The organism is Variovorax sp. RTB1 (genome assembly GCF_035018765.1).
In the GTDB taxonomy this organism is placed as follows: domain Bacteria; phylum Pseudomonadota; class Gammaproteobacteria; order Burkholderiales; family Burkholderiaceae_C; genus Variovorax.
Window position 1 is genome coordinate 37,073 of sequence record NZ_JASJXG010000036.1, and the last position, 14,027, is coordinate 51,099.

General features: G+C 60.8%; 13 protein-coding genes. 1 reads left to right on the forward strand and 12 read right to left on the reverse strand.

Features of this window, described 5'->3' with window-relative positions; genetic code table 11:
• From QN397_RS19310 to QN397_RS19355, 10 genes are all read right to left on the reverse strand, one after another.
• Positions 1-516, reverse strand: coding sequence for a hypothetical protein (locus tag QN397_RS19310; protein WP_323497361.1), 516 nt, complete (start codon positions 514-516; stop codon positions 1-3).
• A gap of 132 nt (positions 517-648) precedes the next feature.
• Positions 649-2,064, reverse strand: coding sequence for a type I glutamate--ammonia ligase (gene glnA / locus QN397_RS19315; protein ID WP_323497362.1), 1,416 nt, complete (start codon positions 2,062-2,064; stop codon positions 649-651).
• Between the two features lie 142 nt (positions 2,065-2,206).
• Positions 2,207-3,031 (reverse strand): competence/damage-inducible protein A, encoded by an 825-nt coding sequence (locus QN397_RS19320; RefSeq protein WP_323497363.1) that lies wholly within the window; start codon positions 3,029-3,031, stop codon positions 2,207-2,209.
• Positions 3,028-3,903 (reverse strand): EI24 domain-containing protein, encoded by an 876-nt coding sequence (locus tag QN397_RS19325; protein ID WP_323497364.1) that lies wholly within the window; start codon positions 3,901-3,903, stop codon positions 3,028-3,030. The genes QN397_RS19320 and QN397_RS19325 overlap by 4 nt, the downstream gene beginning before the upstream one ends.
• A gap of 37 nt (positions 3,904-3,940) precedes the next feature.
• Positions 3,941-4,915 (reverse strand): sterol desaturase family protein, encoded by a 975-nt coding sequence (locus QN397_RS19330; protein ID WP_323497366.1) that lies wholly within the window; start codon positions 4,913-4,915, stop codon positions 3,941-3,943.
• A 12-nt stretch (positions 4,916-4,927) separates the two neighbouring features.
• Positions 4,928-5,749, reverse strand: a complete 822-nt coding sequence (locus QN397_RS19335) for a polysaccharide deacetylase family protein (RefSeq protein ID WP_323497367.1) — start codon at positions 5,747-5,749, stop codon at positions 4,928-4,930.
• A complete protein-coding gene (locus QN397_RS19340) occupies positions 5,733-6,695 on the reverse strand; it encodes a YncE family protein (protein ID WP_323501654.1) in 963 nt (320 codons plus the stop codon). The genes QN397_RS19335 and QN397_RS19340 overlap by 17 nt, the downstream gene beginning before the upstream one ends.
• A 105-nt stretch (positions 6,696-6,800) precedes the next feature.
• Entirely contained in the window at positions 6,801-7,529 is a 729-nt protein-coding gene (locus QN397_RS19345) for a 16S rRNA pseudouridine(516) synthase (protein ID WP_323501649.1), read from the reverse strand.
• 3 nt (positions 7,530-7,532) lie between these two features.
• Entirely contained in the window at positions 7,533-9,308 is a 1,776-nt protein-coding gene (ggt, locus tag QN397_RS19350) for a gamma-glutamyltransferase (RefSeq protein ID WP_416352344.1), read from the reverse strand.
• A complete protein-coding gene (locus QN397_RS19355) occupies positions 9,305-10,900 on the reverse strand; it encodes a class I SAM-dependent methyltransferase (RefSeq protein ID WP_323497370.1) in 1,596 nt (531 codons plus the stop codon). Before QN397_RS19355 ends, ggt begins: the two co-directional genes overlap by 4 nt.
• A gap of 510 nt (positions 10,901-11,410) precedes the next feature.
• On the opposite strand from QN397_RS19355, the gene QN397_RS19360 reads away from it, so the two are divergent.
• The gene (locus tag QN397_RS19360; RefSeq protein WP_323501651.1) at positions 11,411-11,917 is read left to right on the forward strand and encodes a hypothetical protein; all 507 of its coding nucleotides are present in this window, start codon (positions 11,411-11,413) and stop codon (positions 11,915-11,917) included.
• 94 nt (positions 11,918-12,011) lie between these two features.
• On the opposite strand, the gene QN397_RS19365 is transcribed toward QN397_RS19360, so the two are convergent.
• Complete coding sequence (locus tag QN397_RS19365; protein WP_323501652.1) at positions 12,012-12,251, reverse strand: M48 family metallopeptidase; 240 nt, start codon at positions 12,249-12,251, stop codon at positions 12,012-12,014.
• Positions 12,252-12,387: 136 nt separating this feature from the next.
• Positions 12,388-13,754 (reverse strand): IS3 family transposase gene (locus QN397_RS19370; protein WP_323501653.1). Its coding sequence is split into 2 segments (ribosomal slippage): positions 12,388-13,274 and positions 13,274-13,754, totalling 1,368 coding nucleotides; the frame shifts between segments, so codons are not numbered across the junction.
• Between the last annotated feature and the right edge of the window lie 273 nt (positions 13,755-14,027).

The following is a 14,027-nucleotide window of genomic DNA, read 5'->3' on the forward strand; positions in this document are numbered from 1 at the left end:
TCAGTTTCTAGCCGGCAAGCGGCCTATTTCGCGCCGGATGCCGGCGATGTCGCTTTCGTTGCGGGCAATCTCGGCCTTCATTTCGGCGACCCGATCGAGATATTTCTGGTAATTGCGACTCTCCGCGCCCTGCTTCTCGGGCTCGCCATTGTTGAAGTCCTTCAACAATTCGGCTTGCCGGGACTCGGCCTTTTTGAGTTCGGACTCGAGCACCGAGCGGGCCTCACCATCGCGTGCGCGCTGGTCGGAGCCCTCGACGCGCGGGCTGCCGGCCGGTGCCTTTGCGGCCGAAGAGCCACCGGCGCTACTGCCAACCGAAGCGCCACGCGGCGTCGTGCCTTGCACAATCGTCAGGTTGCCGCCTTCCATCACCTTGCAGCCGCGCTTGGCCGCGTCGGCTGCGTTGTTGGTGTATTCGTTGCCACAGCGAAAAACTTTCTCCTGCGCGAAGGCAGATACGCCGGCCAGAGATGCGACGAACGAGGCGGCCATCAATAGAAAAGAAGCAGTCTTCATGGGGGTGGAGGTAGTGCGCATCAAGCTGACATTTTCGTGCAATTCGACAATACGACCTTCGGCTTGTTCCCCACAAAAAGAAAAGGACGGCCTAGGCCGTCCTTTTTTAACGCGTGAACCGGGTAAGCCGGTTTACAGCGAGTAGTACATGTCGAATTCGACCGGGTGCGTCGCCATGCGGAAGCGCGTGACTTCGGTCATCTTCAAATCGATGTACGCATCGATGTACGAATCGGTGAACACGCCGCCCTTGGTGAGGAAGGCGCGGTCTTTGTCGAGATGCTCCAGCGCCTGGTCGAGGCTGTGGCACACGGTCGGGATCAGCGCGTCTTCTTCCGGCGGCAGATGGTACAGATCCTTGGTGGCGGCTTCGCCCGGATGGATTTTGTTTTCAACGCCGTCGAGGCCGGCCATCAGCAATGCGGCAAAACCCAGGTACGGGTTCATCAGTGGATCAGGGAAGCGCGCTTCGACGCGGCGGCCCTTGGGGTTTGCGACGAACGGAATACGGATCGAAGCCGAGCGATTTTTGGCCGAGTACGCCAGCTTCACCGGAGCCTCGAATCCGGGGACCAGGCGCTTGTAGCTGTTGGTTCCAGGATTGGTGATGGCGTTCAACGCGCGGGCGTGCTTGATGATGCCGCCGATGTAGAACAGCGCGAATTCCGACAGGCCTGCATAGCCGTCGCCCGCAAACAGGTTCTTGCCGTCTTTCCAGACCGACTGGTGCACGTGCATGCCGGAACCGTTGTCGCCAACGATCGGCTTGGGCATGAAGGTAGCGGTCTTGCCGTAGGCGTGGGCCACGTTCTGGATCACGTACTTCTGCAACTGGACCCAGTCGGCGCGCTGTGTCAGCGTGCTGAACTTGGTGCCGAGTTCCATCTGGCCCGCATTCGCGACTTCGTGATGATGCACTTCGACCGGAATGCCCAATGCTTCGAGCACCAGGCACATTTCGGAGCGCATGTCCTGGAAACTGTCGACTGGCGGAACCGGAAAGTAGCCGCCCTTGGTTGCGGGGCGATGGCCGGTGTTGCCGTGTTCGTATTCCTTGTCGGTGTTCCACGAAGCCTCTTCGGAATCGATCTTCACGAAGCAGCCCGACATGTCGTTCTTCCAGCGAACGCTGTCGAACACGAAGAATTCTGGTTCCGGTCCGAAGTAGGCCGTATCGCCCAGGCCGGAGGCCTTCATGTAAGCCTCGGCACGCTTGGCCAGCGAACGCGGATCGCGCTCGTAAGGCTTGCCGTCGACCGGGTCGATGACGTCGCAGGTGAGGATCAGCGTCGTTTCTTCAAAAAACGGATCGATGTTGGCGGTGTTCGGGTCGGGCATGAGCTGCATGTCCGACGCTTCGATGCCCTTCCAGCCGGCGATCGACGAGCCGTCGAACGCGTGGCCCGAAGTGAACTTGTCTTCATCGAAAGCGGATACCGGCACGGTCACGTGCTGCTCCTTGCCTCGCGTGTCGGTGAATCGGAAGTCGATGAACTTGACCTCGCTTTCCTTGACGAGTTTGAGTACATCGGCGACGGTCTTTGACATCAGGTTCTCCTGTTGGGATAGTGGTTGGAAACGCGGAAGAAATGAATGCAGGTTTTGTGCCATTGTCCCCTGAGCCTGGCTGGGTTCTGCGGCCCATGAGTCCAAAAGAAGGCGGTCGCTCGCCTTCTTGGTGCAATCGCAATTAACGCACCAATTCAGGGCCAAGACGCGCATCAAAGGTGCGCAACCCTTCCAGAAGCTGTGAATACGCAGCCTCGATCTCGCCGGGATCGCCCTTGACGCCCAATTCGATGTGCCGCCCGTAGGTCGGATGGTCGACGCTGGGCAGGCTGAACACCTTGATGCCCGCGTGTGTGCGCTCGATCTCTTCCATCAGCGGGGTGAGGGTGGCTTCCATCGCACCGAAGACGATGACTGATTTTTCAGCCGCCGAGCCGTGCGCAAAAAGCCCAGCGTAGCGACTGTCGAGCACCGATTCGATCATCGGCCAAGCCATCACCGGGAAGCCAGGAACGAAGTGCACGTCGGCCACGCTGAAGCCCGGAATCTTGTTGTACGGGTTGACGATGATGTTCGAGCCGAGCGGGAACACACCCATGTTCAAACGGTGCACGTTGTCGGGGCGATCGGGCTCGTAAGGTACGCCCGACTCACGGGCCGTGTCTTGCATCCGCTCGCGGATCAGCACCTCGGCCTCCGGGTGCAGCGCGAGCGGCACGCCGAGCGCCGCAGCAGCGCACTGGCGCGTATGGTCGTCGGGCGTGGCGCCGATGCCCCCGGTAGAAAAGACGATATCGCCGGAAGCGAAAGCCCGGGCCAGCGCCGCCGTGATGCGCAGTGGCTCGTCGCCGACGTATTCCGCCCAAGCCAGCGGCAGGCCGCGCGCGGCAAGCAGTTCTATGACTTTGGGCATGTGCTTGTCGACACGTTTGCCCGACAGGATCTCGTCGCCGACGATGATGAGGCCGAAGGCGCGCTTGGCCCCGGGACTGGATTGACGGGTCATGGGGAACTCCATTGGGAAGCCGATGCATCGGGAATCGAAGGAAGCGGAACAGCCGCAGTGTTGGCAGCCAGCGCCCCTCGCTGTGCCCGCAGCTGGTTGAGCGCATCGAGACAGTAATGTGCGAACCAGAGAGCAGAAAACGCAAACACGAGGGTATAGATCCAGATCGCGATCGGCACCAGCACGAAAAAAGCGGCCGCGAAAAGAATGCTGGACGCCCACACGATGCTCGGCGCCGCGCCGAGGTAACCGCATAGCACGCCGATGCCGAGCAACGGAAGCCGATGGGTACGCAGCAAGGTGGCCCGTTCTTCGGCACTGGCGTGTTCGGCCAGCGCGTCGAAGCTCATGACGCGGTAGGTGAGCCAGCCCCAGATCAACGGAGGCAGGATCAATACGAGCGGCGGAATCAGCCAAAGCGGCATCGACACGATAAGCGCGACCAGCGCCAATAAAGTGACGCCGATGGAGCGCGCGATGCTGCCGAGCATCGAGGCGCCCTTCTTCTGCTCCAGCGCCGGGAAGCGACGCTCCGCCACGAGGCGTGTCAAAGCCGGCGCCATGAAGGCGGCCACGACGATGAGCGACACGAGGACCAGCAACGGCGTGCTGGCGAGCACCACGGCAAGCGGCGCGAGGAACGTACGCGGGTCTGCCGAAAAGAGCCCGCCGATCCAGCCCCATACGCTGGACAACAGTGGCCAGGCGTCGAGCGCTTCACGCGTCCACGCAACGGCAGGCGCCCAGTAGAAATAGCCGATGCCGCCCGCCAGCACCGCCATCACGACAAGCGGCAGAAAGGACAGCAGCATCACGCGAGGCCGCAGGCAGTAAGCTACAGCGCGCCAAAAGGAATCGAGGAGTAAACGCATCGGCCGAGAGGATAACGCTGGCCAACGACCGCCAGCGTCAGCCGCGGCCCACCATGCGCTTCAGCGCGAACAATTGCTGCGCCCAGAAGCCGCGGCCGTAGTCGCGCAGCCGCCCGGATGCGTCAGGCTCGATCTGATCGCGAATGCCTGTCGCGTCGTAGCGCGGCTCGAAGTTGACGGTGCGAAATAGCATGTCCCACCACGGGAGCAGCACGCCGAAGTTGTGCCCGCCCAAAGTCTTTGCTCCGCCAGACTCGTGCCCGAGACCGATGCTGTGATGGAGCCGGTGAAAGCGTGGGCTGATCCACAGCCGCTCGCCGATGGCGCCGAAGCTCAATCTCAAGTTGGCATGTTGCAGGCTCTCGCTCAGCTGTGTGAAAGCGACCACGGCAATGAACTGGCCCGGCGCCACACCGATCAGCTGCGCCACGACCACGATGATGATGTCGTGGATCACGTCGTCGAGCAGGTGGTTGCGGTTGTCGCTCCACATCGTCATCTGCCGCTGCGAGTGGTGCAGCGAATGCAGGCCCCACCACCAAGTGAAGCCATGTTGACCGCGATGGATCAGGTATTCGACGAAGTCCAGCACCACGAGGTACATCGCAAAAGCGATCCACGGCACGTCGGTAACGCCCGGCCACAGTTCATCGAGATGCAGCGTGCCCCAGCCGGACCCACGCAGGCTGCCGAGTGCATCGTCGAACACCGGCTGCAGCAAGAAGAAGATCGCGAGCCTGAAAAACCCGAGGCGGTGGATCAACGTGTACAGGATGTCGGTGCGAATGGCGCGCTTGTCGACCACCAGCTCGGCCGGCCGCCAGCGTTGCAGTGGCCCGATGACTGCCAGCAGCACCAGAATCTGGATCAGCCCGACCAGCAGCCAACCCGTTGCGTCGAAAGCGTCTTCGGTCCAGCCACCGAGACCGACGGCATAAACGAGTGGCTGCACGGCCGACTCGAAGAACCAGCCCTGCAGCGCCGAAAAGTGATCTGTCAGCCACTCGACCATGATGTCACCTGGTCAAGGATGGGCCGCGATCCAGGCGCGGTAATCCGGATGCTGGCGCAGCGTTTCGAAGCAGAAGCCCTTGGCCTTGAGACCGGCGATGAGCGGCTCCAGATCGGCCGGCGCCCACGGGTCCTTGCGCGACCAGATGCCCAGGTGCGCGAGCAGGATATCGCCCGGCTTGATCGTGGCGAGCGACTGCGCGAGCAGTTTCTCGTTGCTGAACGTTTCGCTCGGCAGTTCGTCACCGAGGAAGCCTTCTGGCGCCCAGCCGACATGAGCGAAGCCGCAAGCGCGGGCGGCGGCGAGCAACTTCGGAGAGGTCTTGCCACCCGGTGCGCGAAACAACGGCAGCGGCTTCTTTCCCGTGATCAACGCCAATCGCTCCGACGACTTCGCGATGTTCTCGCAGTACTCCGCCGCGCTCCATGTGAACTCACGCCCGGCGAATGCGCCGGCCGAGGGCCGCACGCGAAAACGCGGCTCGACGCTTTTCTCGTCGCTGCGCCAATAGACATGGTCATAGGTGTGCGAGCCGAACTCGTTGCCTTCGGCCGCCCTCGCCTTCCACCATGCGGCCCAATGGTTGTCGAGGCTGTCGCCATCGGTCTGCGTGCGTTCGGCCGCGGCGAAGAACGTGACCCGCACGTTTTGGCGCTTAAGCACGTCGGCTACCAGTGGGGCGATGCCCATGTGACCGGTGTCGAGGGTCAGGTAGACGGGTTTTTCGCAGGGGTTCTGGGTGCCTGGAGTGCCCTGCGCTACTGCACTCACCGGCACCGCGCAGGCAACGATGAGTGCGACGAAAACACGCGCGAACTTAGTAGAGCTTGGCATGGTCCAGCGTCCAGACACCGTGAGGCGAACGCCCCACGTTGATTTGCCGAATCACCTTGTGGCTCGCCAGATCGACGATGCTGAGTTTCTTGGCCCAGCGCGAAGTCACATACAAAGTCTTGCCGTCGGCGGACACGTCCATGCAATCCGGGCCGCCAGGCACGGGATATTCGTCGGTCACCTTGAGCGTTTGAATGTCGATACGGCTGATCGTGTTGGCCACGCGGTTGCTGATGAAAACACTTCGTCCGTCGCCAGCCGCGCGGAAGGCATGCGCGCCCTTGCCGGTCGGGATCTTGCCAACCAGCTTGGGTTCCGCACCCGCCACGTCGAACACCTGAACGCTATCGCCTCCGGTAAGCCCCACCAGCAGCGTCTTACCGCCATGGATGCCGAAAATATCGGCCGGCATCGCGCCCGTGGGTGTACGCCAGCGGATGGCCTGCGTGGCGAGGTCGATCGAGATCAACTCGTCGCTGTCCTGCATCGTCACATAGGCGATCGTGCTGGTGCCGTCGATCCAGATGTGGCTCGGCGTCTTGCCGGTCGGGATGCGCTTGGCAAGCTTCAGGTCCTTGCCGTCCCAGCGGTAGATATCGACGTGATTGAGGCGGTTACCGGCTGTGACGAACCACTTCATGTCGCGCGAGAACTGCAGCTGGTACGGATCGATGATGCCGTAGACCACACGTTGCACTTCGGCCGTGCGCGGGTTCAAAAACGTCAGGGAATCACCCGCCGAATTCGCCACGATGACCGACTTCTCGTCTGGCGTCATGTAGATGTGATGCGGCTCCTTGCCGGTCGTGATGCGCTGCTTCTCGGTCCAGTCGTCGGGACTGATGACGCTGACGCTGGCGTCGAGCGAATTCAGAACAAAGATCGGAGGAAGCTCGGCGGCGACGGCCGGCCGAAAGAGGGGTGCCACGACAATGGCACACAGCAACAAAAAGCCCGCGAAGCGGCCGGTCGGCAGGACAAGAGAGCGCAAAAGAATGAGTCCGAAAGAAAGTTTTTCATTTTAACGGTCGACCCTGCCCATTGGCTGACGTCAGCGTGAGCTTCGAAGTGCCTCGACCTCGTCGGCGGCGAGCCAGCGCCACTGGCCCGCCGGCAAGGCGTCGGTCAACACGAGCGAGCCGATTCGCGAACGGTGCAATGCCTCGACGCGGTTGCCCACGGCAGCGACCATTCGCTTGACCTGGTGGTACTTGCCTTCGGTCAATGTCAGGCGCAATTGCAGCTCGCCGGTGGCTTCACACGCGGCCGCGCGCACGGGCTTGGGATCGTCGTCGAGTACAACGCCAGCCAGCAACTTGTCGACCTGGGCGGCATCGACGGGATGCTTGATCGTCACCTCGTAAACCTTGGGCACATGGTGCTTGGGTGAACCCATGCGATGGATGAAATGGCCGTCGTCGGTCATCAGCAGCAGCCCGGTCGTATCCTGGTCGAGCCGCCCGACAGCCTGTACGCCCTGCACTGCGCCTTTATTGGGCCGAAGCCTCAAGGGCGAAGGCAGCAATGTGTAGATGCTCGGGTATGTCGAAGGCTTTTGCGAACACTCGGTGCCGCTCGGCTTGTGAAGCATGAGGTAAGCCTTGTCGTGGTACTCCCACGCCTTGCCCTGCACCGTGAATTGAAGGCCGGCGACGTCGATGTCGGCTGAAGGATCGGCGATCACGGCGCCGCCGATGATGACGTAGCCCTGCTGGACCAGCCCTGCGCAAACGCGCCGCGTGCCGAAGCCCTGGGTGTAGAGAATTTCTTGCAGTTGCACTTGTCAGTATCCGAGGGCCAGACCCGTGTTTCGTCGCGGGTCGTTGGCGCCATAAAAGCGGTTGTTGCCAACCGGTTTGCCGCCAAGCGACGGTGCCCCGACGAGGATGGCAGCCATGTGATTGGCAGGTTGCGGGGTGGTGAAACGGTGACCCATCTCGGTCAGCAATTTCAGGGTGTCCGGACTGAAGACGTAAGGTTCGGCGCTGGTCTCGCCGGGCATCCACTGCTGATGAAAGCGCGGGGCGTCGACGGCTTCCTGCACGTTCATGCCGTAGTCGATGATGTTCACGATCGTCAGCAATACCGCCGTGATGATGCGGCTGCCGCCCGGCGTGCCGAGCACCAACACCGGCTTGCCGTCTTTGCTGACGATGGTCGGGCTCATCGAACTCAGCGGACGCTTGCCAGGCGCGATCGCATTGGCTTCGCCCTGTACCAGCCCGTACATGTTGGGCACGCCAACTTTCGAGGTGAAGTCGTCCATTTCGTTGTTCAGCAAGACGCCGGTCTTCGCGGCCGTGACCTTGGCACCGAACCAGTCGTTCAGCGTGTAGGTTACCGACACCGCGTTGCCCCACCGGTCCATGATGGAGTAGTGGGTGGTGTTGCTGCCTTCGTGCGGCGCCACGCCGTGCTTGATGTCTTGCGAAATGCCGGCCTTCTTCGGGTCGATCGCAGCGCGGATCTTCACGGCATAAGCCTTGTCGAGCAACCGGTCGAGCGGGTTCTTCACGAAGTCCGGGTCGCCGAGGTAACTATTGCGGTCGACGTAGGCATGCCGCATCGCCTCGATCTGGTAGTGCACGGCCTGCGCAGAGCGGTAGCCCAACTCTTTCAGCGGATAGCCTTCGAGCACGTTCAGCATCTCGCAGATGATGACGCCGCCGGAACTCGGTGGCGGCGCCGATAGCACGTGGTAGCCGCGGTAGTCGCACTCGATGGGCGCCAGCTCGCGCGTCTGGTATTGGTCGAGATCGGCCTGTGTGATGAGCCCCTTGCCTGCCAGGCTCGACGCAACGATGGCGGCCGCGACAGGACCCTTGTAAAACCCGTTAGTGCCGTTGCGACTGATGGCTTTGAGCGTCGTCGCCAGATCTTTTTGCACGATCTTCTGGCCGACCGCAAAGGGCTCGCCGTGGTTGAGAAATATGGCGGCCGACGCGGCGTCTTTTCTGAAGGCATCGGTAGCCGTCCGAAGCATGTCGATGTCGCCCTGCCCCAGTGCGAAACCACGCTCCGCCAGCGCGATCGCCGGCGCGATCAGGGCGCCGCGCGGCATGGTGCCGTACTTCGAGCGCGCGAACTCGAGCCCCGACACGGTACCGGGAATGGCGACCGCCAAATGGCCGCGCGTGCTCAGCCCGTCGACAACGTTACCAGCGCGGTCCAGGTACATGTCTGCGGTTGCGGCCAAGGGTGCTTTTTCGCGAAAGTCCAGAAAGGTCTTGCGACCGTCCGCCAGCTCCAATGTCATGAAGCCGCCACCCCCCAGGTTGCCGGCCGCCGGATAGACCACCGCCAGTGCATAGCCGACCGCGACCGAAGCATCGACAGCATTGCCGCCGCGCTTCAGCACATCGACGCCGACCTTCGTCGCCAGGTGCTGCGCCGAAACGATCATGCCGTTTTGGGCGGCTACCGGCGCTTGCGACGCCGCATCGGCTTGCTGCGCTGTTGCGCTCCAAAAGACAAGGACGGCGGCAACTGCACATCGCCATCTCGATCGCCTCAAGTCGCCTGTCGTCCCCGTTCGAGACACGGTACCGCTAACGCTCATGCAACGAGCAACGCCTTGCGTCGCAAATCCGCCAGCGCCAGCTCGACCTGCTTCAGCGTGAACTCCTTGAGAGCATTGGCATCGGTGATCGGCTTGTCATCCTTGATGAAGCGAAGCCTTTCGGCCCGCGCTTCGCTGGCGAGATGCTCGGCCAATGCTTCATGAGAATGCGAGCCATCGAGCAGCGGCAACAGGCAGCGCTCTAGCAACGACAGCGCCACGGGTTCATGCCATTGGTTGCAGACGCTGGCAGCAGGTCCGGCGGTCAGCGCCAAGCCGGGTGCACGACGAATTGCCGCCAACGCGACAGGATGATCCGAAACGGCCATGGCCGCCGTCTTGGAGCCTCGCCGTATCCGCACCGCACCGAGGATCAGCAACTCTTCGAGCATGGCCGCGACAAGGGGCTCAACAGAGGTTCGCAGATCACCTGTGCGCTCGGCTACCGCAGCGATGAGCGCGTCGGTCGACACCGTGGCGGGATAGCTTTCATCGAGCACTTGCGCGACCGCCTTGTGCACTGGCAGGCGCAACGTCACCTTCAGGTTGCGCATCGCATTGCAGGGTTGCTCGCGGTTGTCGAGGGTCAGCGGCGTGCCGTCTTGCGCGCTGAAGGTCCCCGCATATTCGAGCTTGTCGTTGCGTTCGGGATCGAGGCGGTAGCGAATATCGCCGGCCCGTTCCTGCTTGACCAGCAGTGTCTGCCTGAACGTCCGGTTGACCAGAAAGTCGAGGTACTGCTCCATCAGAACCTGGCTGCCGCCGCACTCGCGCAGCAGCGGATCGCGAACCTTCTCGCCGTAGTTCTGGACGAACATCGACGAGGGTTCGGCATCGGCCAGGTAAGCCAGACCGTGGGCACCGGCACGCTCGACGAACTGCTTGAAATAGCACGGCGCATTGCAGGGCTCGAGAAACTCGTGCAGCAGATACGAGCTGTTCGCGCTGCGAACGATCGGCATCGTCTCTTCGAGCGTCTTCTTGAGCACGCTGTCGGGCCGAGCCGATTGCTCCAGAAACTCCAGCATGCCGCGCGCATAAGAGAGCTTCTCGTCGGGCTCGTCACGCGGCGCGCCGCGCAGAATCATCGCGTCGCGCACGATCTCACGCGCCTTCCAGCCCGGATAAACGTTGTAGCTGATGTATGCGACGCCATTCGGCGCGAGATTCTCTGAGCAGACGCGAAGAATGGCGTCCTGCACTTCGGGCGGTACCCAGCTGTAGACGCCGTGGCAGACGATGTAATCGAACTGCCCGAACGAAGCATCAATTGCAGCGATGTCGAAGGCACGCAGCGTGACATTGGCAAGGCCCGACAGCCGGATCGCGTCGACACCCTGCGAGATCTGCACCGTCGACAGGTCGATGCCCAGCGCAGTGGCTTCCGAATGCCTGGAAGCGAAAGGGATGAGGTTGCCGCCCGAGGCACAACCGAGTTCGAGCACGCGCGCGTGCTCCGGCCGCGGTGCATCGAGTCCGAACATGTACGCCAGCGCTTCGAGGTGTTCCACCGCCGTTTGGGGAAACGGGTGGGAGTCGTACGGCACCGAGTCGTAGTACCGGGTGAGTGCGGAGGTCAGTGTTTCCGACATGGCGATCCTGGTCATCGAGGTTGGCGAGGAACCCCGCCGAAACCCGACCGACTATAGCCGCGCTAAACCGCGGCTCATCGAGCTATGGAGGACGCGGTATCAACGGATCCCCAGCCGCGCCACGAGAAAGGGCCAACCGGTAAGAGTTGGCCCATCAAGGAAAGTGGTGGAGCTGGGGTCTACCGAAAAACAACAGATAACCAGCATGAATGCTGGATCTTCAACCCTAGGAAAAAACTTATGCCCCCAAAGATGCCCCGTTGTCCGCGCCGCTGCATCACCCGTTGCAGAGCGCGCCGAGCCTCTTGGTGACTGACGGCATGTTAGTTCCTGAAGAGCGTCTGCCGTCCTGCCCCCATCACTATTTGACAACGGAGAGTTTGGCCATGTTAGCCGCCTCACCCACGTTGGCCGGCAAAAGTGCGGCGTCACATCGGTCATCTCAATAAGGAGGTACGCCGTTATGGCGCGGCCCTCTTGGTCGACATGGGCGGCGAGCACTCGTAACGTATGGGCCAGCGCAGAGCAACTGTTCACGAAACAGTCGGAAATGGCGTCGAACAGTTGCGAACAGCAGGGCGTAAAGAGACGATCAAGGCTGCATTCACAAAGGCCAATATGGACGTCACCGGTATCCGCCTGCGCAATTACAGTACGCAGCTCGCTGCGTTCGCTGCCAGCGCAGATCAAAAACGCTTGCCCACGCACGGCAAGCTAGCTCGCTTCGCCGAGGCGACTGGGACCTCGGCGCGATACCTGAGCCACATCAACAACGGTCGGAAAAATATTGGCGATGCCGTAGCTCGCCAAATTGAACTTGGGCTCGGGCTACAAAACGGCTACATGGATAACGTCCATTGGCAGGACATGGAAAGCAACAACAACCCCGGATGTCGAACTTGCAACGACGCCGAACGCAATTTTGTTGCCACGGCTCTTCGGCTGTTTCGAGACAATCCGGTCGGGGCCAAGGACGCCCTGAATGCTTACGCTAGCCGACGTGCGCGCGAAGATTGACCAGCGTGGCGAACTGCGGGTCAACCAGGGCGAGCTGCTGCACGGTCGGGACGGGTGAATCTGCAGCTCGCCACCCGCCGAAAAGTTCAATCTTTCATCGAACCTGCCTGTTTGCAATTGTTGGAGGCGCTCGAGCTTGCCCCCCAAGGGTGCTAGCGTGACCCCATCCGGATCCAAGACAGTGCGAATCGTAGGGACCTATATTGCCTCCACCCGAATGCCGCGTTGTGCCAGCCATGCCTTGCTCCTCATAGTGCGGCATAGCTCGTTCGACGCACCGCCAGTATTCCGGCGTGTGCTGCGGCTCACGCAAATGCGCCGTCTCGTGCACCACTACCTATTCTGCAATGCGCGCCGGCAGCAGGAACGTCTGTCAGTGGACGTAAAGCCAGCCTCCTTTGCCACACGACCCCCAGCGATATGAATCGCCCTGGCTTTGAACTGACCCCCAGAAGTTGGACAGTCAGAAGCTAGCAACTCAACGCCTGAATGCGGTACTGGACCGGGCTCAGGCCATTCAGTTTGAGCTTCAGACGTTGATGGTTGTAGTAGTGGATGTAGCTGCGTAGGCCCGCCCGCAGCTCGTCAATGTTAGCGAACTTGTTGAGATGGAAGAATTCAGATTTCAGCGTCCCGAAGAAGCTCTCCATCGATGCATTGTCAAGGCAGTTACCTCTTCGGGACATGCTCTGCGTGATCGTTCGATCATCGAGGTAACGGCGATATTTTTCCATTCGATATTGCCAGCTCTGATCGGAATGCAAGATCGGCTTCTCGTTCGGGCCGAGGCGTTTGAAGGCACTCGCCAACATCTTTCCCACCATTCCGAATAGGGGGTAGTTGGCGGTTTCATATGCAACGATCTCCCCGTTGAACAGGTCCATGATCGGTGAGAGATACAGCTTCTCGCTACCGACTTTGAACTCCGTCACGTCCGTCACCCACTTCTCATTTGGACGGACCGCTCCGAACTTCCGGGCCAGGATGTTGGGAGCGACGCGACCCAGCTCACCTCTGAACGACCGGTACTTTTTCAGGCGCACGAGCGACTTCAGCTGCAGCTGATCCATGAGTCGTTGCACGGTCTTATGATTGACCGGTCGGCCTTGTTGTCGCAACGCTGAGGTGATGCGTCGATAGCCGTAGCGGCCGTTTTGCCGTTCATAGATCGATCGAATCTCACGTTTGAGATCAGCATATTTATCTGCCAGCTTCTGCGCACCTTGCTGATAGTAGAAGGTGCTGCGTGCCAACCCGGCCACCTTCAGCAGGCCCGCAAGGGAGTATTGCTGCCTTAGCTCAATCACGATTTGCGTCCTCTGTTGGGCGCTGACTTCGCTTGTTGAACTAAGGCATCCAATTTTTTTAGGTAAGCATTCTCCAGGCGTAAAGCGTTCAGTTCCTGAAGCAGTTTCTCGCGGGTATGCATCTCATCCTCGCCAGGCAGGGCCTCCGATTTAGGGGCTTCTGTTCTCTTCATTCGCTTGTGCTGCCCAGCCCACTGGGGAGCCAGGCCAGGCACTCCATCACGTTCATACGCGCGCCCCCATGCACCGATGATGTTGAAGCTGCGGATGTCGAACAGCGCAGCTGCTTGTCGATAAGACAGGTCCTCGTCGCGCATCCGCTGCAGAACCTTCAGTCTAAATTCTCGACTGTAGAGCTCTCGACGCTTCTCTCGAACACCGTCGACCCCGTGTATCGCGTACGCAGCTACCCATTTGCGTAGCGACGAAGGTTCCACGTCGTGGATCTTCGCGGTGGCCTTCCAACCAAGCTCACCGGAACGGTACGCCTCGACGGCCGCAAGCTTGACTTGCTCCGAGTATTTCTTCAAGTAGAACCCCTCAGTTATGTCCAACTTCTGGGGGTCAGTTCAAAACCGGGGCGATTCACAGCGCTGCCATTCAGAGTCGCAGCTACTGCGTCGAGTGCTCTTTCGTTGTACCGACTCATATTCTCACCCATTGGGAAGTACTGGCGCAGCAATCCGTTCGTGCACCAAAGGCTTCAACTCAAATCCACTGTATTAATATAAGGGGTATCCTTTTAGCTCCAGCAACTGCACAATACTGGATGGATGTACAGATATTAGCGCCGACAGCGGTTA